Source organism: Kocuria sp. KH4, from assembly GCF_053711175.1.
Map to the genome: position 1 here is coordinate 245,917 of NZ_JBSJYX010000002.1, position 19,898 is coordinate 265,814.

At 73.3% G+C, this 19,898-nt stretch carries 19 protein-coding genes, 1 tRNA gene and 1 rRNA gene; 15 read left to right on the forward strand and 6 right to left on the reverse strand.

Translation table 11 applies throughout. The features are described from left to right. Positions 1-129: 129 nt before the first annotated feature. The 3 genes from ACWCOM_RS03255 (at position 130) to ACWCOM_RS03265 (ending at position 3,359) form a co-directional block, all read left to right on the forward strand. Positions 130-1,095 (forward strand): ABC transporter ATP-binding protein, encoded by a 966-nt coding sequence (locus tag ACWCOM_RS03255; RefSeq protein ID WP_454547294.1) that lies wholly within the window; start codon positions 130-132, stop codon positions 1,093-1,095. After that, positions 1,092-2,108, forward strand: coding sequence for an ABC transporter permease subunit (locus ACWCOM_RS03260; RefSeq protein ID WP_454547295.1), 1,017 nt, complete (start codon positions 1,092-1,094; stop codon positions 2,106-2,108). The genes ACWCOM_RS03255 and ACWCOM_RS03260 overlap by 4 nt, the downstream gene beginning before the upstream one ends. A gap of 117 nt (positions 2,109-2,225) precedes the next feature. Next, positions 2,226-3,359, forward strand: a complete 1,134-nt coding sequence (locus tag ACWCOM_RS03265) for a hypothetical protein (protein WP_454547296.1) — start codon at positions 2,226-2,228, stop codon at positions 3,357-3,359. Here the strand turns inward: ACWCOM_RS03265 and ACWCOM_RS03270 are convergent. From ACWCOM_RS03270 to ACWCOM_RS03285, 4 genes are read right to left on the reverse strand one after another with little or no spacing between them, the layout of a single operon-like run. Next, positions 3,340-5,907 carry an AMP-binding protein gene (locus ACWCOM_RS03270; protein ID WP_454547297.1) on the reverse strand — a complete coding sequence of 856 codons (2,568 nt, stop codon included), beginning with the start codon at positions 5,905-5,907 and terminating at the stop codon, positions 3,340-3,342. The two genes, ACWCOM_RS03265 and ACWCOM_RS03270, sit on opposite strands and share 20 nt — an antisense overlap. Before the next feature lie 22 nt (positions 5,908-5,929). Beyond that, positions 5,930-7,105 (reverse strand): ABC transporter ATP-binding protein, encoded by a 1,176-nt coding sequence (locus tag ACWCOM_RS03275; protein WP_454547298.1) that lies wholly within the window; start codon positions 7,103-7,105, stop codon positions 5,930-5,932. Beyond that, positions 7,102-8,787, reverse strand: a complete 1,686-nt coding sequence (locus ACWCOM_RS03280; protein WP_454547299.1) for an ABC transporter permease — start codon at positions 8,785-8,787, stop codon at positions 7,102-7,104. Before ACWCOM_RS03280 ends, ACWCOM_RS03275 begins: the two co-directional genes overlap by 4 nt. Beyond that, a complete protein-coding gene (locus ACWCOM_RS03285) occupies positions 8,784-9,812 on the reverse strand; it encodes an extracellular solute-binding protein (RefSeq protein ID WP_454547300.1) in 1,029 nt (342 codons plus the stop codon). The genes ACWCOM_RS03280 and ACWCOM_RS03285 overlap by 4 nt, the downstream gene beginning before the upstream one ends. Positions 9,813-9,936: 124 nt before the next feature. On the opposite strand from ACWCOM_RS03285, the gene ACWCOM_RS03290 reads away from it, so the two are divergent. From ACWCOM_RS03290 to rplI, 6 genes are all read left to right on the forward strand, one after another. Further along, positions 9,937-10,281, forward strand: a complete 345-nt coding sequence (locus tag ACWCOM_RS03290; protein ID WP_454547301.1) for a GNAT family N-acetyltransferase — start codon at positions 9,937-9,939, stop codon at positions 10,279-10,281. 98 nt (positions 10,282-10,379) lie between these two features. Next, positions 10,380-10,826 (forward strand): TM2 domain-containing protein, encoded by a 447-nt coding sequence (locus ACWCOM_RS03295; protein WP_454547302.1) that lies wholly within the window; start codon positions 10,380-10,382, stop codon positions 10,824-10,826. 184 nt (positions 10,827-11,010) lie between these two features. Continuing rightward, positions 11,011-11,316: a 30S ribosomal protein S6 gene (rpsF, locus tag ACWCOM_RS03300; RefSeq protein ID WP_454547303.1), complete on the forward strand. Its 306-nt coding sequence runs from the start codon at positions 11,011-11,013 to the stop codon at positions 11,314-11,316. A 112-nt stretch (positions 11,317-11,428) separates the two neighbouring features. Then, on the forward strand, positions 11,429-12,055 hold the full coding sequence (locus ACWCOM_RS03305; RefSeq protein ID WP_454547304.1) for a single-stranded DNA-binding protein: 627 nt from the start codon (positions 11,429-11,431) through the stop codon (positions 12,053-12,055). Between the two features lie 81 nt (positions 12,056-12,136). After that, positions 12,137-12,373 (forward strand): 30S ribosomal protein S18, encoded by a 237-nt coding sequence (rpsR, locus tag ACWCOM_RS03310; protein ID WP_017835048.1) that lies wholly within the window; start codon positions 12,137-12,139, stop codon positions 12,371-12,373. A 19-nt stretch (positions 12,374-12,392) separates the two neighbouring features. Beyond that, positions 12,393-12,842, forward strand: coding sequence for a 50S ribosomal protein L9 (gene rplI / locus ACWCOM_RS03315; RefSeq protein WP_454547305.1), 450 nt, complete (start codon positions 12,393-12,395; stop codon positions 12,840-12,842). Between the two features lie 72 nt (positions 12,843-12,914). Here the strand turns inward: rplI and ACWCOM_RS03320 are convergent, their stop codons facing one another. Then, a complete protein-coding gene (locus ACWCOM_RS03320; RefSeq protein WP_454547306.1) occupies positions 12,915-13,532 on the reverse strand; it encodes a class I SAM-dependent methyltransferase in 618 nt (205 codons plus the stop codon). 86 nt (positions 13,533-13,618) lie between these two features. Here ACWCOM_RS03320 and ACWCOM_RS03325 point away from each other — a divergent pair, with 86 nt between their 5' ends. Together ACWCOM_RS03325 and ACWCOM_RS03330 are read left to right on the forward strand one after the other, a co-directional pair. Then, positions 13,619-13,927 carry a hypothetical protein gene (locus ACWCOM_RS03325; RefSeq protein WP_454547307.1) on the forward strand — a complete coding sequence of 103 codons (309 nt, stop codon included), beginning with the start codon at positions 13,619-13,621 and terminating at the stop codon, positions 13,925-13,927. Between the two features lie 307 nt (positions 13,928-14,234). Beyond that, positions 14,235-15,302, forward strand: coding sequence for a patatin-like phospholipase family protein (locus tag ACWCOM_RS03330; RefSeq protein WP_454547308.1), 1,068 nt, complete (start codon positions 14,235-14,237; stop codon positions 15,300-15,302). A gap of 28 nt (positions 15,303-15,330) precedes the next feature. On the opposite strand, the gene ACWCOM_RS03335 is transcribed toward ACWCOM_RS03330, so the two are convergent. Continuing rightward, positions 15,331-16,761, reverse strand: a complete 1,431-nt coding sequence (locus tag ACWCOM_RS03335; protein ID WP_454547309.1) for an amidase family protein — start codon at positions 16,759-16,761, stop codon at positions 15,331-15,333. A gap of 136 nt (positions 16,762-16,897) precedes the next feature. Here ACWCOM_RS03335 and dnaB point away from each other — a divergent pair, with 136 nt between their 5' ends. The 4 genes from dnaB to ACWCOM_RS03355 all read left to right on the forward strand — a co-directional run. Continuing rightward, positions 16,898-18,253 carry a replicative DNA helicase gene (dnaB, locus tag ACWCOM_RS03340; RefSeq protein ID WP_454547310.1) on the forward strand — a complete coding sequence of 452 codons (1,356 nt, stop codon included), beginning with the start codon at positions 16,898-16,900 and terminating at the stop codon, positions 18,251-18,253. Positions 18,254-18,395: 142 nt separating this feature from the next. Then, a complete protein-coding gene (locus tag ACWCOM_RS03345; protein WP_454547311.1) occupies positions 18,396-18,647 on the forward strand; it encodes a DUF6458 family protein in 252 nt (83 codons plus the stop codon). A 164-nt stretch (positions 18,648-18,811) separates the two neighbouring features. Continuing rightward, a tRNA-Gly gene (locus ACWCOM_RS03350) sits at positions 18,812-18,884 on the forward strand. A gap of 924 nt (positions 18,885-19,808) precedes the next feature. After that, positions 19,809-19,898, forward strand: a 16S ribosomal RNA gene (locus tag ACWCOM_RS03355); the annotation flags it as partial.

The following is a 19,898-nucleotide window of genomic DNA, read 5'->3' on the forward strand; positions in this document are numbered from 1 at the left end:
CTCCGCCGGAAGAGGGAGACCGGGGCCGCGGAGGGCCGCCGAGCTCATCCTTCCGAGGGTGCCGGGCGGTGCCCCGGGTCCCGTAGGTTGAGGGCGGACCGCAATGACGAGTGCTCGGGAGGAGCGCCGGTGATCGAGATCGAGAACCTGACGAAGACCTACGGTGGCAAGACGGCGGTGGACGACGTCAGCTTCACCGTCCGTCCGGGCCGGGTCACCGGGTTCCTGGGACCCAACGGGGCCGGCAAGTCGACCACCATGCGCCTGCTGGTGGGCCTGGAGTCCGCCACGAGCGGGCACGCCCGCGTCAACGGCCGCCCGTACGCCCAGCACCGCGCCCCCCTCTCGGAGGTCGGCGTGCTCCTCGACGCCAAGGCCGTCCACCCCCGGCGCACGGCGCGGGCCCACCTCTCCGCGCTCGCCGCGACCCACGGCATCCCCCGCTCCCGCGTCCAGGAGGTCGTAGACCTCACCGGGCTCGGCGCCGCGGCGGACAAGCGGGTGGGGGGCTTCTCCCTGGGCATGGGCCAGCGGCTGGGCATCGCCGCGGCCCTGATCGGCGACCCGCACACCGTGGTCCTCGACGAGCCCGTCAACGGCCTGGACCCCGAGGGCGTCGTGTGGGTGCGCCACCTCGCCCGGTACCTCGCCTCGGAGGGCCGCACGGTCTTCCTCTCCTCCCACCTGATGTCGGAGATGGCCCAGACGGCCGACCACCTCGTGGTCATCGGCCGCGGCCGGATCCTCGCGGACGCGCCCATCGGGGAGCTCCTGGCGGGGGAGCGCAACCGCACCCGCGTGCGCACCACCGACCGGGAGGCCCTGCGCCGGGCCCTGCGGGAGGAGCACGCCGAGATCACGGAGTTCGACGACGACGGGGCCCTGGTCACCGGGCCCGCGCCGCGGCGGATCGCCGAGGCCGCGCTGTCCGCCGGGGTGCTGCTCTACGAGCTCACCCCGCAGACCGAGACCCTCGAGGACGTCTACATGGCCATGACGCAGGACGAGGTCGAGTACCGCTCCGGCGGCGCCCCCGTCGAGACCACCCGGGCGCCCTGGGCGGGCGCCGCCGCACGAACCGGAGACCGAGCATGAGCACCAGCACCTCGACCGCACCCCGCCCGGAGACCACGGGCCCGGGCCCCACCGGGCACGCCGGTCCCGCGTTCGACGCCCGTCTGGGCTTCGGCCGCGTCCTGCGCTCGGAGTGGATCAAGTTCCGCTCCCTGCGCTCCCACTGGATCCTGCTGACCGTGGCCCTGCTGCTCTCCCTCGGCTTCGCCGCCCTGGGCGCCTGGAGCACCACCTCCCTGCAGGACTTCAACGAACAGGCCGCCCAGGAGCAGATCGACGCGACGCTCGACGGCCGCAGTCCCGAGGAGGCCGGTCTCACCGAGGAGCAGGTCCAGCAGCAGAAGGACGAGATCATCGCCCAGTCGGACCGGCAGATCGCGCAGGACTCGGACATCGCCCTGCCCGACGGGATGGGCTTCAGCGAGTACCTGGCCATGACCAGCGCCAACGGCGGCCTCCAGCTGGTCATGCTGCTCCTGGGCGCGCTGGCCGTGCTGTTCATCGGCTCGGAGTACGCCACCCGGTCGATCCAGACCACCATGACGGCGGTGCCGCGGCGCACCCCGGTGATGCTGGCCAAGACGGTGGTGCTCTCCGCGGTCGCGCTCCTTTTCGGACTGCTCAGCGGACTGCTGTGCCACCTGCTGGTCCAGCCGATCCTGGCCGGCGGGGACATGGGCTACGACGTGTGGCAGGAACCCGTGCTGCTGAACGTCCTCGCCGTGGGCCTGTTCTACATGATCACCGCGTGGCTGGGCTTCGGACTGGGCGCCCTGCTGAGGTCCACGACCTGGGGCATCGTGGTGCTCGTGGTGGTGCTGCTGGTCCTGGAGATCGTCCTCTTCGCCCTGTCCTTCGAGTGGCTCGAGGACGTCAAGCCCTACTCCCCGGCCTCGGCCGGAGCCCAGCTCACCTCGGTGTACCAGCCCTCGGACGCCGTGCTGAACCACGTGGAGTCCGGGCTGGTCTACGGCGCCTGGGGACTGCTCTTCGTGCTCGCCGGGATCCTCGTCACGAAGAAACGCGCACTGTAGGGCTCCTCCTCCGGTCACCGCCGCCGCGCCCGACCTACGATGTGAGCCGGTGGGCCGCCGCGCGGCCCGGAGCACCGGCGCGCGCCGGACGAGCTGGGGTCGGACGGGGAGGCTGCGGTGGCGGTGCCAGGGGAACGGGAGCCCGGCGCGGTCCTCACCGCCGAGGACGCCCACGGCCTGCGGCGAACGCTGCTGATCTGGCTGGCGGCGGTCGTGGTCCTGGTCACCGGGCTGAGCTCGGCGTTCAACTGGTTCTTCGTGGACCGCGCCCCCCAGGACCCCGTGCACACCTGGCTCGGCGGCCTCGAGGACGGGCGCTCGCGGCAGCTGCTGTCCCGGGCGGAGGCCGTGGTCGCCGATCCCGCCCTCAACGTCTTCGCCAACCGGGTCTACCGCAACGCGGCCGGGCGGATCAGCGGCCACGAGGTGCTGCGCGTGGACGTGCAGGGCGAGCACGCCGAGATCCGGGCGCGCGTGTGGTGGGACGAGCCCGGGGGCGGGGACCGGGCCCGTGAGGAGGTGCACACCTACGGCGTGCACCGGGTGGAGCGCAGCGGTCCCTTCAACGACCACTGGGAGCTGGACTCCCCGGACGTGGCGCCCCTCGCCGTCCACCTCCCGGCACCCCTGGACGAGATCTCCGTCAACGGGGAGAGCATCCGCCCGGACCCGGACGAGCGTGTGCCGGACCCCACCGGCCCCGGGGGCTCGTGGCGCTTCGAGGCCCTGCCCGGGGACTACGCGGTCGGGCTCCCCGGCAACTCCTACTACCGGGTGCCCGTGCCCCTGCCTCCGGTGCGGATGGCCTTCCGCGACCCGCGCCCGGCGTCCGTGGACCTGGAGATCGAGCCCTCCCCGCGCATGTGGCAGGAGACCGAGGAGCGGATCAGCCAGTGGCTGCGCACCTGCATGGCCTCGGAGGAGCTCGCCCCCGAGGGCTGCCCGGCCTCCGCGCGGCACCCCGGCCCCGGGGCGTCCCCGGACGCCGCCGCGGGCCTGCCCGACGGGGACGGGGCGGCGGACCCGGGAGTCACCGACGTCCGCTGGCGGCTCGTCTCCCGGCCCGCCCTGGTGCTGGTCGGCTCCCCGGAGGACCCCCTGCGCTGGGACGCGGACCCGTACCGGCCCGCCGAGGCGCGGCTGAGCTACCTGGAGGACGGCGAGCCGGTCACGGAGCGCGTGCAGTTCCCGGTGCCCGCCACCGTGCGCTCCACGGGGCAGAGCGCACAGATCAGCGTGGGCCCGGAGTAGTTACGGGCCGGACCGGGGCCGGCGTGCCCGTCCGTGGCCGCCGCCCGCCGGGCCCCCGGCCGGCGAGGCCGCGGAGCACCCGCTCGGCCAGGAGCCAGTAGGCCACGCCCGCGGCCAGCGAGGCGACCACGGCCAGCACCGGGTGCACCGGCAGCAGCACGGGATAGACCAGCCAGTGCGTCAGGTAGATGTACAGGGACGCCGCGGCCAGCCGGCCGGTCAGGCGCCGCAGCCCCACCGGCACGGGCAGGGCCGGCACCCACAGGAGCAGCAGGATCCCCACGGCCAGCGTGCCCTCCCGCAGCGCGCTGTCGAAGTAGCCCGGGGTGCTCAGCACCGCGAGGACCGACACCACGCACCGCTGCGGCGTGGTCCGGGACCGGGCGGCCGCCCAGCCCAGGGCGAAGATCCAGAGCACGGGGGCGGGCTTGGGCAGGCCCGGGTCCACCAGGTCGTAGCGGCTGAGCAGCCCCACGCCGAGCAGGAGCAGCGGGAAGACGAACGGGAGGCGCCGCTCGGCGCGGTCGGCCCAGGGCAGCGCCATGAGGGCCGTGACGGCCACGAGGACGTAGACGAGCATCTCGACGAACCAGAAGTGCCACTGGCTCGTCAGCTCCTGCGGGCCCACCATCCCGTTGAGCAGCACCACGTTGGCCGCCGTGTAGTCATCGGTGAGCAGGTGGGCCACGGCGATGAAGGCCACGGAGGGGGCCACGATCCGGCCCAGGCTGCGCAGCTGGCGCCGCAGGCGGGGCAGGCGCCGCCCGGTCAGCTGGAACCGGGCGAAGTTGTAGCCGGCCACCGCGAACAGCAGGTGGGCGGTCTGGAAGGTGAACAGCTCCACGTGCGTGCAGACGATGCACACGATCGCGACCGCCCGGAGGACGACGCCGGTCTCCAGGAACGACACCGGGCGCCGCCGGGGCCGGGCCGGCCGGGGGACCAGGTCCCGGACCGGCGTGACGTGCCAGTCCGTCGGCAGGTGCCCGAGGGCCCGCTCGAGCCGGACCGAGGCCGCCACGTAGGACAGCGAGTCGCCCTCGAGGGAGACGAACGTGTCGTCGTCGTCGACGTCGGGGCGGTCCAGCACCTCCGCGAAGATCCGTCTGACGTCCTGCGGTCCCTCCGCCGCGCCCTCGGCGGGCGGGGTGGGAACGGTCCGGGGGGCGGCGAGCGCGGCGACGGCGGGGTAGTCCACCTTGCCGGTGGCCAGGCGCGGCAGCTGCTCCACGGGGTGCACCGCGACGGCGGCGCGGGGCAGTCCCACGCTGCGGGCGAGGACCTTGCCGAGCAGCCCCGGGTCGTGGTCGCCCGCGACGGCGACCACGAGGCCCTCGTCCGGGCCCGGGCCCGAGCCGGCGGCCGCCGCCGTCACGCCGAGCTCGGCGAGCGCACGCTCGACCTGCCCGAGGTCCACGCGCAGCCCCACGATCTTCACGAAGCGGCTGCGCCGCCCCACGACCTCGTACAGCCCGTCCGGGTGCCGGCGGGCCAGGTCGCCGGTGCGCAGCTCCTGGACGGTGCGCCCGGCGGCGAGGTCGGCCGGGCGCTCGGCGTAGCCGAGCATGACGTTGGGTCCGGTGTAGACGAGCTCGCCGTCGGCCAGGCCCTCCACCGGTTCGATGCGGAAGGCCCCGCCGGGCACCGGGACGCCGATGCACCCGGGGCGCTCGGCCGCCAGGTCCGGGGGCAGATAGGCCATCCGGGCGGTGGCCTCCGTGGCCCCGTACATGACGAACAGGTCCCAGCCGCGGCTGCGGCCGAGTTCGGCGTAGTGCCGGACCCGCTCGGGGGCCAGCCGCCCGCCGGCCTGGGTGACGCAGCGCAGTCGGGGCAGGTCCATCCCGGCGAAGCCCACGCGCTCCAGCAGCTCGAAGGTGTAGGGCACCGCGGCGAAGGACGTGGCCCCGCGCGCGCGGAACAGCTCCCAGAAGCAGGGGTCGACCACCGACAGGTCCGTCAGCACGAGCCCGGCCCCGCGCAGCAGGTGGCTGTTGAGCACCGACAGCCCGTAGCAGTAGGACATCGGCAGCGTGGTCGCGGCGCGGTCGTCGGGGGTGATGGCCAGGTACTCGGCGATCGCCTCGGCGTTGGCGGCCAGGTTCTCGTGCGAGAGGCGCACGAGCTTCGGGGAGCCGGTCGACCCCGAGGTGCTCAGCAGCAGCGCCAGGTCGGGGTGCAGGTCGTGGCGCGTGCCGGGGCGCCGGTCCTCCACCACGGGCGCGCCGTGGCCGGAGCGGAGCACGACGTCGGGGTCGTAGGCGGCCACCAGGGAGGCCAGGGCCTCCGGCTTGTCCGCCGGGACCAGGAGCAGGGGGTGGCCCGCGGTGAGGGCGGCGAGATAGGCGACGAGGGAGTCGAGGTCGTTGGCCGCGGCCAGGACCGCCAGCCGGCGGCCGCCGCCCAGGCGCGCGGCGAGGGCGTCGACGCGCTCGGCTAGTTCCCGGTAGCTCAGCGTCCCATCCCGGGTGAGGACGGCAGGACGGTCCCCGTGCCGGGCGAGCCCCGCCGCGAAGGGGATGCGGGCCAGATCCGGGTGCGTGGTCACGGCGCCACCTTAGAAGAGTCGATTAGCGAAGAAAAGTCTTGTCGAATTCGTCCGGCATGGGGTACCGCCCCGTCGGTGCCGCCGCCCGCGGCGGAGCGGTGACGGCCCGGTCGTCGACGAGCAGCGTCGGGGTGGTGCCCGGGGCCACCGTCACGGCGACAGGGGTCCCCGCGGGGTGGCGGACGTTGTGGGGCTGCCAGGAGCGCAGCGTCCGGCCCGAGGCCAGGCGCACGTGGTGGAGCACGAACGCACCGTGGTACTCGACCGCCGACACCCGTGCGGGGGAGTCCGGGTCCGGGTGCAGCGCCACCTCGTGCGGGCGCAGCACCACGTCGACCGCCGCGTCGCTGCCGGCCCACCCCGGCACCGTGGAGACGACGCCGATCTCGCAGGTCAGCAGCCCCCGGTGCACCCGCGCCGGGAGGAAGTCCGCGTCGCCCATGAACGAGGCGACGAACCGGGTGCTGGGCTGCTCGAAAACCTTCTCCGGGGTGTCGGCCTGCTCGATCACCCCGTCGTGCATGACCACCACCCGGTGCCCCACGGAGAGGGCCTCCGTCTGGTCGTGGGTGACCAGCACCGCGGTGGTGCCGGTCTCGTGCAGCGTGGCCGTGGTGTCGCGGCGGACCTGGGCGCGCAGGGACTCGTCGAGGCTGGAGAACGGCTCGTCGAGCAGGACGACGGCCGGCCGGGGCGCCAGCGCCCGGGCCAGGGCCACGCGCTGCTGCTCGCCCCCGGACAGCTCGTGCGGGTAGCGGTCGGCGAGGTGGCTCAGCCGCACGAGCTCGAGGACCTCCCCGACCCGGGCCCGGCGCTCCGCCCGCGGGGACCGGTCCAGCCCGAAGGCGACGTTCTTCGCGACCGTCAGGTGCGGGAACAGCGCGTGGTCCTGGAAGACCAGGCCGACCCGGCGGTGCTCCGGCTCCCGGAACCGGCGCCCGTCCGCGACCACCTCCCCCGCGATGCGGATCGTCCCCTCGTCGGGCCGTTCGAGCCCGGCCACGAGCCGCAGCGTCGTGGACTTCCCGCAGCCGGAGGGACCGATCAGCGTCACCAGCTCCCCGGGCGCCACCGTCAGGTCCAGGGCGTCGGCGCCGACGGAGTCCCCGTAGCGCTTGCCGACCCGGTCGAGGACCAGGGCGGGGGGCGCCTGCCCGGAGCGGGGCGCGCGGTGGGCGCCGACGGCCGGCACGGTCATCGCCCTACCTCTCCGGGGTGCTCGGCCCGGCGCGTCTGCCGGACCAGGACGACGACGGGCACGACCGCCGCCGCCACGATCACCAGCGCCGGCAGGGCCGCCCGTTCCCAGAAGTTCTCGCGGGCGAGCTCGTAGACCCACACGGACGTCGTGGTGAACCCGAACGGGCGCAGCAGCAGCACGATGGGCAGCTCCTTGACCGCGTCGATGAGCACGAGCACCAGGGCCACCGCCACGCCGGGGCGGGCCAGGGGCAGGTGCACCCGGGTCAGCACCCGCAGCGGGGAGGCGCCGAGGCTGAGCGCGGAGGCGGTGGTCGTCGGGGAGATCTTGCCCAGGCTCGCGTCCACGGCCTGGTAGGCCGGGGCGAGGAAGCGGATCACGTAGGCGTAGAGGATCCCCAGGACCGAGCCCGTCACCAGCAGCCCCGTGCCGCCCGGGACGCCCGCGCGCTCCAGGCCGGTGTCGAGCCCGGCGAAGGCGATGAGGACGCCGATGCCGACCACCGCGCCCGGGACGGCGTAGCCGAACGTCGTGAGCTGGGCCGCGGAGGCCGCCAGCCGACCGCCGCTCATCCGCACGCCGTGCGCGATCGCCAGGGAGAGCGCCACGCAGGTCGCGGCGGCGATCGCCGCGACCACGAGGCTGTTGGCGAGGTGGTCCGCGAAGCGGGGGTCAGTCAGGGTGGCGGGATCGCCGGCCACCTCGCCGACGGCCCACGCGAGCAGCTGGAGCACGGGCAGGAGGAAGCCCGCGGACAGGGCGGCCACGCAGACCAGCGTGGCGCCCCAGCCCCGCCACCCGGGGAGCCGCTCCGGCTGCAGCCCCTGGCCGCGGCCGCCCCGCTGGTGGAACCGGGCCCGGCCGCGGAGCAGGCGCTCGCCGGCCAGGACGGCCACCGCGAAGAGCAGCACTAGCACGGCCAGCCGGGTCGCCGCGTGGAAGTCGAAGCTGCCCTTCCACACCAGGTAGACCCCCACCGAGACCGTCTGCACGTTGAAGTACTGCACGGTGGCGAAGTCGGTGAGCGTCTCCATCATCACCAGGGCCAGCCCGGCCGCCAGGGAAGGGCGGGCCAGGGGCAGCAGGACGCGGCGCAGCGCCCGGGCCCGGCCGGCGCCCAGCGTCCGGGCGGCGTCGTAGGTGCCCGCCGTCTGCTCCACCAGCGCGGCCCGCGCCAGGAGGTAGACGTAGGGGTAGAGGGTCAGGGTCATCACCAGGACCGCGGCGGGCAGCGAGCGCACCTCGGGCAGCCACACGTCCGTGCCCAGCACCGCCCGCAGGGCGGACTGCACCGGCCCGGAGACGTCGAAGGTGGACAGGAGCACGAAGCCGAGGATGTAGGCCGGCATGGCCAGGGGCAGCACCAGCAGCCACACCAGGACGTCGCGCAGCGGGAAGCGGTGGGCGGTGACCAGCCACGCCAGCCCCCCGCCCACGACCAGCGTCCCCGCCCCGACGCCGAGCATGAGCGCCAGGGTGGTGAGCACCATCCGGCCGAGCCCGCGCGGCGGGCTGCCCTCGCCCAGGCCGCCGAGGCCGTCGGCCACCACGGCCAGGACGGGGGTCGCGACGAGGACCGCGACGAGCACGACGAGGGCCGTCCACCGCGGGCGGCCCGGGCCCGTGCCCCGGCGCGGGACGGGCGGCCGGGCCTCCGGGAGGACGGCCGTCTCGGTCACCGGTATCCGGCCTCGGCCAGCAGGTCGACCGCCTCGGCGTTGAGGTCGCCGTAGGCCTGTGCGTTGAGCGGCATGCGCTCGAACTCCCCGAAGGCGGCAATCGTCGGCTCGGGCTCCACCGCGGGGTTGACGGGGAACTCGTGGTTCGCGTCGACGAACGCGTTCTGGCCGTCGGTGGCCAGCCACTCGACGAGCCGCTGCGCGTCCTCGGGGTTGTCGGACCCGTCGACCACGCCCGCCCCGGAGATGTTCACGTGGGTGCCGGCGCCGTCCTGGCTGGCCCAGAACAGGTCGACGTTCAGATCCGGGTTCTCCTCCAGGGTGCGGGCCAGGTAGTAGTGGTTGTTGATCCCCACGTCGCAGGTGCCGGCGTCGATCGACTCGAGCAGCAGGACGTCGTTGCTCATGATCTCCACGTCGTTGGCCACCCAGCCCCGCACGATCTCCAGGGCCTCCTCCCCGCCGTGCAGGTCGATCAGACTCGCGACCAGGGACTGGGTGTAGGCGGAGGTGGCGTCCCGCATGCACAGCCGTCCCTTCCACTTCGGGTCGGCCAGCCCGGCGTAGCTCTCCCGGCCGTCGAACTCGGCGGGGTCCACGGTGTCCGGGTTGTACGTGAGCGTGCGCGCCCGCATCGCGAGGCCGAACCAGCGGTCCTGGGGGTCCCGCAGGTCCTCGGGGACCGCCTCGTCCAGGGCGGGGGAGGAGATGGCGGCGAGCTCGTCCTGGCGGGCGGCGTTCCAGAGGTTGCCCGCGTCGACGGTCATGAACACGTCCGCCGGGGTGTCCTCGCCCTCGGCCTTGAGCCGCTCGAGCAGCTCGGCGTCGTCGCCGCTGATGAACTCCACCGTGATCCCGGTCTCGTCCGTGAAGTCGCCGAACGCGCCCTCGAGGTCGTAGTGCCGTGCCGAGTAGATCTGCAGGTCGGCGGGTTGGTCGCCGAGGCCGAGCGTGCCGCAGCCCGTGACGACCGCCGTCATCGCGGTCAGGATGCCGGTGGTGACGTACAGGGAGCGACGGCGCATCGGGGCCTCTTCCTCGGGCGCGGCGATCCCGGGGACCGCACGACGATCATTCGACAAGAAAAGCGTAGCCTAATCGGAATACCCCCGGCCCGGGGGTCCCGCCGCCGACCCGACAGGAGCACCCGTGCCGCAGGATGCCTCGATCACCGTCCGCCACGCCCCCGACCGGCACCGCTACGAGCTGCTCGACGGCGGGACGGTCGTCGGGAAGGCCCACTACCGCCCCTTCGGCGCCCCGGCCGGGCCCCAGCGGATCTTCTTCCACACCACGGTGGACGACGACCGGGAGGGCGAGGGCCTGGGCAGCCGGCTGGCCGCCGCCGCGCTCGAGGACACCGTGGCCGCAGGCCTGACGATCGTGCCCGTGTGCCCGTTCATCGCCGCCTGGCTGCGCGGGCGCGAGGAGTTCACCGGGCACGTGGGACCGGTGCGGCCCGAGCACCTCGCGGCGGTCCGCCGCCCGGAATAGCGCTCGCCGGCCGGTCGTTGTGCTGATCGAGGCCGTCCCCGCGGGCGGCCCCACCCCGACCTCCCGTCCGCACCGACGGCCCGCCCCGAAAGGACCCCGTGGCTCCCGAGCCCGAGTACTACCGCCCCGTTCCGCTGAACGACGATCCCGGCCGCGCCGGGTACCGCGGCGCACCCTACGGCCAGCCGTTCGGGACCGGTTACCAGGCGCCCAGCGGGTATCCCCGCGCGCCGTACGGAAGCGGCCACGGCGTGCCCGCCGGGGCGCCCGTGGTGAACGTGGTGGGCGGCAAGTCCCTGCTCCTGGCCTACGTCCTGTGGTTCTTCCTGGGCTGGCTGGGCGTGCACAAGTTCTACCTCCGCCAGCCCGTCTGGGGCCTGATCTACCTGTTCCTGGGCGGTCTGGGCTGGAGCACCGTGGGCATCGGCATCGGCCTGCTGTTCCTCGTGCCGTGGGCGCTGCTGATGTTCCTGGACGTCTTCACCATGCCGTTCCGCACCGCCCTCGTGAACGCCTCGATCGCCCGGAGCGCCTACCGCCGGTGAGTGTCCCGCCGGGCGCGAGTGCCCCGGCCGTGCGCCCCGTTCGGCACGGGGCCGGGGATGTAGTAGTGTTGTGAGGTCTGTGTGCCCGCCGCCCGACGTGCGGCGCCGGCGCGCGGACGACGCTACAGAACCTCCTGCTGCGGAAGGACCGCAGCCGCTCAGCCCGAAGGAGGTGGGTTCGAACATGCGTGAATACGAACTGATGGTGATCATCAACCCCGAGGTCGAGGATCGTGCCGTGGAGCCGACTCTCAAGAAGTTCCTCGAGGTCGTCACCAAGGACAACGGCACCGTCGACACCGTCGACATCTGGGGCCGCCGTCGCCTCGCCTACGAGATCCAGAAGAAGTCCGAGGGCATCTACGCCGTGGTCCGCTTCACCGCGACCCCGCAGACCGCCCAGGAGCTCGACCGTGTGCTGAACCTCAACGAGGCGATCATGCGCACCAAGATCACCCGCCCGGAAGAGCAGAAGATCTCCGCCGAGTAAGGACTCCACCGGCTGATCGCCGAGGGTGCCCCCCGAGGGCCCACCGGTGAGATGCTGGAGATCCCCAGCACGTCCCGTACGACCGCGAACTTCTTCGACCCGGGAGGTCCACATGGCTGGTGACACCGTCATCACCGTAATCGGCAACCTGACCGCTGACCCCGAGCTGCGCTTCACCCCCTCGGGTGCGGCCGTGGCCAACTTCACCGTTGCGTCCACGCCCCGCACCTTCGACCGCCAGTCCAACGAGTGGAAGGACGGGGAGACCCTGTTCCTGCGCTGCTCCGTGTGGCGCGAGGCGGCCGAGAACGTGGCGGAGTCCCTGCAGAAGGGCATGCGCGTCATCGTCCAGGGTCGGCTCAAGTCGCGGTCCTACGACACCAAGGAAGGCGAGCGGCGCACCGTCACCGAGCTCGACGTCGACGAGGTCGGTCCCTCGCTGCGCTACGCGTCCGCCAAGGTCAACCGCAACGCCCGCTCCGGCGGGCAGGGCGGCGGCTTCGGCGGCGGCGGCCAGCAGGGCGGCGGCTTCGGCGGCGGCGCCTCGCAGGGCGGCGGCGGATTCGGGGGCGACTCCGGGTTCGGCGGCGGCCAGCAGGGCGGCGGCTTCGGCGGCGGCCGCGGTGGCGGCGGGCGTCAGCCCGCTCCCCAGGCCGCACCCCAGAACGACCCCTGGAGCCAGTCCTCCGGCGGCAACTACGACTGGGGCAGCGGGCAGGACGACGAGCCGCCGTTCTAGGCCTTCCCCGCTTTTCCCGACACACACCCCATCCCGCGGTGACCAGCCGCGGGCTCCACTTGAAGAACAAGGAGCACCACGATGGCCAAGGCTGAACTTCGTAAGCCCAAACCAAAGCAGAACCCGCTCAAGGCTGCCAAAGTCACTGAGATCGACTACAAGGACGTTGCGCTGCTGCGCAAGTTCATCTCCGATCGCGGCAAGATCCGTGCCCGCCGCGTCACCGGTGTGACCGTGCAGGAGCAGCGCAAGATCGCCCTGGCGATCAAGAACGCCCGCGAGGTCGCGCTGCTGCCCTACTCCGGCGCCGGCCGCTGATCAGAGAGGACAGATACTCATGGCAAAGATCATCCTGACGACCGAGGTCACCGGCCTCGGCGCTGCCGGTGACGTGGTCGAGGTCAAGAACGGGTACGCCCGCAACTACCTCTTCCCGCGCGGCTTCGCGACCCCGTGGTCCCGCGGCGGCGAGAAGCAGATCGAGAGCATCAAGGCCGCCCGCGCCGCGCGCGAGGTCGCCTCGCTCGAGGACGCCCAGACCCTGGCCCAGAAGCTGACCTCCGCCACCGTGACCATCCCGGTCAAGGCCGGCGCCGAGGGACGCCTCTTCGGCACCGTCAAGGCCGAGGACGTCGCCCACGCCGTCGAGGCCGCCGGCCTCGGCTCCGTGGACAAGCGCAAGGTCGAGCTCAACCAGCACATCAAGACCACCGGTGTGTACCAGGCCTCCGTGCGCCTGCACGAGGACGTCAACGCGAACGTCGAGTTCGAGGTCGTCCCCGCCTGACCGGTTCCCGGTCCTGCACGGCAGAAGGGCCCCCGCGGTGCGCCGCGGGGGCCCTTCCGCATCTCCTGGGCCTCAGCGGGGACGGACCCCCTCGAGGACGACGTCGAGCGCGGTCGGGGTCGTGCGGACCCGTTCGGCGCGCAGCAGGTCCAGGCCCTTGCCCTCGAGCACGGCCACCGTCTCCTCCAGGTCCGGGCGCGGCACGGCCGGCGGCGGGCCCTCCACGCTGCCGGGGGCGTGGCTGATCCACAGCAGCCGGCCGCCCGGCGCGAGCCACTCGGTCGCGCGGCGCAGCAGGGACAGGTCGTGCTGGAAGTAGGCGGCGAGCACCAGGTCGAACTGCCGGGGCACCGCGTCGGCACCGGGGAGCTGCTCCTGCTCGGGGCTCCAGGTCCGCAGGTCCGCCACTAGGGCGCGGCCCGGCAGGCCCCGCTCGGCCAGGGCGCCGGTGAGCACGCGCACGGCGCTCGGGGAGAAGTCCACGGCCGTGGGATCGTAGCCCGCCAGCGCCAGGGCCAGGGTGTGCCGGCCCGTGCCCGCACCGAGGTCGAGGGCGGCCGGGGTGCGGCCCGCGTGCTCCCCGGCCGTCCGCTCCAGGAGGGCGGCGACCTCCGGGTGCGGCGCGGTGCCGTCGGGGGACGGCTCCCCGGCGGCGTGCCGGTCCTCCCACGTGCTCCGGCTGTCGTCCACGGGACCTCCTCTGCGGCTCGGGCGCCCGGGGGCGCTCCTGGAGCGGTGTGCCGGTGCCGCGCGGACCCTCGGGGGACAATGGGTGCATGCCGTCCCTGATCCCGCGCGTCACTCCGTCCGCCCTGTACTGGTTCGGGCTGGGGTGCCTGCTCTTCACCGTACTGGCTTTCCTCGTCGCCTTCCTGGGAGGCAACTCCGGGGGAGCCGAGACGGCGATGACGGTCTTCGTGGTCGGCTTCGTGGCGGCGGCGGTGGGGGCCACCGTGACGGCGGTGGTCGCGCTGGCCGGAGCGGTCGGCTTCGCGGGCGCCCGGGCCCGCTTCCTGGTGCTGTTGGCGCTGTCCGTCCTGTGCCACCCGCTGCTGTGGCTGGGCGTGGTCGCCTCGGTGCTCTGAGGGCGGTCCGGCCCGTCTGTGCTGTGGATGACACCGGTGCCGTCCGGAGCGGTCCTGCACAGCCTGTGCATCCGTGTTTTACCTGGTCAGCACGGGATCAGTCGCTGACCGTGCACAACTGTCCACAGGGTTTCCCCCACCCTGTGCACAGTCGTGCACGGCGTTTTCCACCAGTTGTCCACAGGGTGGAAAACCCGGTGCCGCCGGTCGCGGTCCGCGGCCGCCGGCCTTTCCTCGCGCGACGGACCCTGCCAGGCTGGGCAGCAGACCCGCACGGGCAGCCCAGCTGCCGGGGAAGGAGCGGCCGATGAGCAGCACCACGCGCGTGGCACTGGCCCTGGGCAGCGGCGGTGCCCGCGGCTACGCCCACATCGGCGTGATCGAGGTGCTCGAGGAGCGGGGCTACGAGATCGTGACGATCGCGGGCAGCTCCATGGGGGCGCTCGTCGGCGGGCTGCACGCGGCGGGACGCCTGGACCCGTACGCCCGGTGGGTGCAGGGACTGACCCAGCGGGACGTGCTCCGGCTGCTCGACCCCTCGCCGTCGTCCCCGGGCGTGATCCGGGCCGAGAAGATCATGGCCAAGGTGCGCGAGCTGCTGGACGGCGTCCTGATCGAGGACCTGCCCGTGCCCTTCACCGCCGTGGCCACCGACCTGCTGGCCCGCAAGGAGGTCTGGTTCCAGGAGGGTCCGGTCGACGTCGCCGTGCGGGCGTCGATCGCCCTGCCCAGCATCATCACCCCCGTCATGGTCAACGGCCGGCTGCTCGCCGACGGCGGCATCCTGAACCCCGTGCCCATCGCCGCGACGGTCGCCTCCCGCGCGGACGTCACCGTGGCGGTCTCCCTGTCGGGGGACCGGACGCCCGGCGAGGGCAGGGTGCCGGCCCGGGAGACGGCCGCCGCGCGCCCCGCGGAGGAACGGGCGGAGCGGTTCCGCCGCAGCGCCGCCCACCTCCTGGACCGGGAGCTGACGCGCACCGTCCTGGACCGCTTCGCGGAGACCCGCGGCCGCGGGGCCGCGGCCCGCGCCCACCGGCTCGGGGAGGAGCCCCTGGAAGAGGTTCCGCAGGAGCTCCCGCAGCTGCTCGACGACGAGCTCCTCGAGGAGGCGGCCGAGGACGTGCTCGGGGCGCTCCCCGCCGGCCTGCGCACGCTCGACGTCATGCAGCTGTCCCTCGAGGCGTTGCAGTCCATGGTGCTGCGCTACCGGCTGGCCGGCTATCCGCCCGACCTGCTCATCACGGTGCCCAAGCGCACCGGCCGCCTCCTGGACTTCCACCGCGCCGAGGAGCTCATCGCCTTCGGGCGCCGGGCGACCGAGGAGGCCCTCGACCGCGCCGAGGACTTCCCGCCCCCGCGGTCCGCCCCGTAGCCCGGGCAGCCGGCGCGGCGCGCCCGCCTCACCGCTCCCGCAGCAGTGCCTCCACCGTCCGGGCGAGGTCCAGCAGCACGGCGTCCGAGCCCGGGCCGGCCGCGAGCTCGAGGCCCACCGGCAGTCCCTCCGCGGTGCGCCCGGCGGGAAGGCTGATCCCCGGCGTGCCGATGATTCCGGCGAGGTCGGAGTGGCGGGTGAAGGTCTCGAACGTGGGCACGCGGCGGCCGTTGAGCTCCACCGTGTCGTCCTCGCCGAGCGGGCGGGCCGTCACCGGGCAGGTCGGCTGCACCAGGGCGGTGACGCCCCGGGCCTCCAGCGCCCCGGTGTACAGCCGCAGGGCCAGCCGGCGCGCCTGCCGGGCTGCCCGGTACTCGTCCTCGGCGGCGCGGAACACCTCGGCCAGCTCCCAGATCCGCAGGACGTCCGGGCTGCCGATCCCGTGCCGGACCTGCTCCAGGGAGTGCCCGCCGCCCCCGTCCGCCAGGTACGCCTCCAGGTCCGGCAGGAACTCGTGCAGGGCGATCGTCATCCCGGCCGGCGCCGCGTGGTCCCGGGCCGGGGCGATGTCCACCCCGACCAGCTCCGCGCCGGCGGTCTCGAGCGCTCGCAGGGCCGCGCCGAAGACCGTGTCCACCCCGGGCTCCAGGTCCCGGAGGAACAGCTCGGGCACGCCCAGCCGGACCCCGTGCAGCGGGCCGGGGCCCTCGTCGTCGACCTCCAGGCGCCGGGCGCGGGGCGGACCGCCGGGGTGCTCCCCGGCGAGCAGCGCGTCCAGCAGGACGACGTCGTCCACGGTCCGGGCCATCGGCCCGATCGTGTCCCGGGAGTGGGCGATCGGCAGGACGCCCGACGACGGGTAGCGGCCCAGCGTGGGCCGGAACCCCACGATCCCGCAGAGCGCGGCGGGGATGCGGGAGGAGCCGCCCGTGTCCGCGGCGACCGCCGCCGGGACCAGGCCGACCGCGACGGCCACCGCCGAGCCCCCGCTGCTGCCACCGGCGGCCAGCGCGGGGTCCAGCGGGTGGCGCACCGGTCCGAAGGAGCCGTTGTTCGAGGTGATGCCGAAGGACAGCTCGTGCAGGTTGGTCTTCAGGAACAGGATGGCGCCGGCCTCCCGCAGACGCCGCACCGCGGGGGCGTCCCGGTCCGCCAGGTGGTCCTCCAGCGCCCGCGTGCCGCCCGTGGTGGCGAACCCGGCCACGTCCACGATGTCCTTGACGCCCAGGGGGATCCCCGTCAGGGGACCCCGGGTCTCCCGGCGGTCCAGGGCGTGGGCGAAGGCACGGGCCAGCTCCGGGTCCACGCTGATCACGGCCCCGAGCCGCCGGGCCGGCGGCAGGCGCTCCAGCAGGGCGTCGAGGTGCTCCACGTGGCTGATCCGGCCCGCGGCCAGCTCCTCCCGGGTGGTCCGGATGTCCCACGAACAGGGACCGCTGAGGTCTGTGGCGAGCGTCATGGTCCATGGTGTCCACGGACGCCACCGGGCGGCAAGCGGTGTCCGCGGTCGGTGCGAGAATGGTGGGGCCGCCCGCAGACGGGGCGGCGTCGTCGTTCGTCCGTGCCCCCGCACGGGCGCAGGGAGAGGTGGGCACGTGTCGGAGCAGGCGTCCGGGGGCGACCGGGAGTTCGGACGGACCCCGCCGCAGGACAACGTCGCGGAGCAGTCGGTGCTCGGCGGCATGATGCTGTCCAAGGACGCCATCGCGGACGTGGTGGAGGTGCTGCGCGGCGTCGACTTCTACAAGCCGGCCCACGAGTCCATCTACGAGGCCGTCATCTCCCTCTACGGGCGGGGCGAGCCCGCCGACGCCATCACGGTGGCCGACGAGCTGACCAAGCGCGGCGAGATCGAGCGCGTGGGCGGACCGGCGTACCTGCACACCCTCATCTCCTCCGTCCCGACCGCCGCCAACGCCGGGTTCTACGCCGAGATCGTGCGCGAGCGCGGGGTGCTGCGCCGCCTCGTGGAGGCCGGCACCAAGATCGTGCAGCTGGGCTACAGCTCCGACGGCGAGGTCGACGACATCGTCAACGCCGCCCAGGCCGAGATCTACCAGGTGGCCGAGCGGCGCTCCTCCGAGGACTACACGGTGCTCAAGGAGGTCATCGAGTCCACCGTCGACGAGATCGAGGCGGCCGGCTCCCGCGGGGAGGGCATGCGCGGCGTGCCCACCGGGTTCATCGAGCTCGACGAGCTGACCCAGGGCTTCCAGGGCGGCCAGATGATCGTCATCGCGGCGCGGCCCGCGATGGGCAAGTCGACGCTGGCCCTCGACGTCGCGCGGTCCGCGGCGATCAAGCACAACCAGACCACGGTGATCTTCTCCCTCGAGATGAGCCGCAACGAGATCGCCATGCGTCTGCTCTCGGCCGAGGCGACGCTGAACATGCAGGACCTGCGCAAGGGGCGCCTGCAGGACGAGCAGTGGGCGAAGATCGCCACCACGATGGGCAAGATGGACTCCGCCCCGCTGTTCATCGACGACTCCCCGAACATGTCGCTGATGGAGATCCGGGCCAAGTGCCGCCGGCTCAAGCAGAAGCACGACCTCAAGCTCGTGGTGCTGGACTACCTCCAGCTGATGAGCTCGGGCAAGAAGGTCGAGTCCCGTCAGCAGGAGGTCTCGGAGTTCTCCCGTGCCCTGAAGCTGCTGGCCAAGGAGCTCGAGGTGCCGGTCATCGCGCTGTCCCAGCTGAACCGTGGCTCCGAGCAGCGCCAGGACAAGAAGCCGATGGTCTCGGACCTCCGCGAGTCGGGCTCGATCGAGCAGGACGCCGACATGGTGATCCTGCTGCACCGCGACGACGTCTACGACAAGGAGTCCCCGCGCGCGGGCGAGGCCGACGTCATCGTGGCCAAGCACCGCAACGGCCCCACGAAGACGATCGTGGTGGCGTTCCAGGGCCACTACTCCCGGTTCGCCAACATGGCCCACGAAGGCCTGTAGAGCGCGCCGGCGGCCCCCGCACCAGGCGGGGAGGGGCCGTCCGGTGCTCGGCCCCTCCGGGGCTTATCAGCGGTCCGCCTCCTCCGTAGGGCGATCGCAATTGCAAAGCATATGCCTTTGCCACGAGTCCCGGGAGCCCATCATGAACCGCAGCTTCTCCGCCGGTGCCGCCGTCACGCTCGTCCTGGGACTGATCCTGGTCTTCGCCACCAGCGGCAACACGATCAGCCTGGGCTCCTTCGCCATCAGCCTGGTCACGGTGGGGTGGATCCTCACCGTCGTCGGTGCGGTGCTGCTGGTGATCTCGCTGATCCCGCGGCGCACCACCACCCAGACCCGGCACGTCGATCCCGCCGGCCGGGAGTCCGTCACCGAACGGGACGCGCACCTCTGAGCCCGGGTCGGGCGCGTCCCGCGCTCCCACGCCGCGATCCGCGCGGTCACGGCACCGGACGGGACCGCGGAAGAGCGTGCACCCGGTCCCCACGGGACCGGCGTGACGCACGGGCCGCAGGAATCGGGTAGTGTCTTCCCGTGGCTCCTGCTGGAGCCACGAATGCGGCAGTAGCTCAGCTGGTAGAGCGCCACCTTGCCATGGTGGAGGTCGCGGGTTCGACTCCCGTCTGCCGCTCTTCCCGTCCCCTCCTGCAGGGCGAGACGGAGGACCTGCCCGTCGTCGACGGCTCCAGGTTCCGCACGCGTCCCCCGGCCGCCGATGCGCTCGCCGCAGCGGCCGAGCACGACGACCCGGATGCGCGCCGCTCGACCACCACGAGCCCACCCCCCGGTCACGGCCGGGCCGCTTCGGCCCCTCCGCGGCGATGCCGTACCCGTCCCGGACGGTGAACGGTCCACGGTGCCGCGCGAACTCCACACGAACCGGCTCCTGCCGAGCCTCGGCCCCAGCCCCTTCGCGCCACAGCACGGTCCGGCGCGCGGTGCCGGACCGGTCCGACACGGAGTCCGAGGTGACCCTCGCATCCCCACGGCGGTGCCGCCTCGGCCCGCGTCTCCCTCGCCCGTGGCCCCACGGACTGTCCGGGGTGCCGATACGGAATGCCGGCACCGAGGAGGTCCGTGGCCGGGAGGCCGTCCATGCCGGCCCGGCGTGGGGGTGGTGGGGGTGTTTTGACGGTGGGGTGGGGTGGGTGTAGTGTCTTCCGAGTCGCTGCGGCCGGGGGTGGTTGTGCCCCGGGTGGTGGTGGTTTTCCGGGTTCGTCTGGTGTGGTCGTGCTCTGCTGGTGCGGGGTGCGGGAGTTGCGCGGGGCGGGTCGGGGAGGTAAATTAGCTGAGTCGCTCCGGCCGGGACGGGATGTCCTGGTGTGGTCGAGCGGATCGGAAGTGTCATCCACGAGTTTCGGGGCCCTGGGGGGTTCTGGTTCTTGGTCTGTTGTTTGAGAACTCAATAGTGTGCCATGTTTGTTGATACCAAATGTTTTGTTTGGTTGATGGATCGCCTGTGTCCCGCCTCCGTGGGGTGTGGGTGGTCGTTTCGGCCTGGATCGCTCGCTCGTCCCGGTTTGGTCGGGGTGGGTGGGTTTGTTTTTTCGTTTTTTTGACGGAGAGTTTGATCCTGGCTCAGGACGAACGCTGGCGGCGTGCTTAACACATGCAAGTCGAACGATGATCTCCCGCTTGCGGGGGT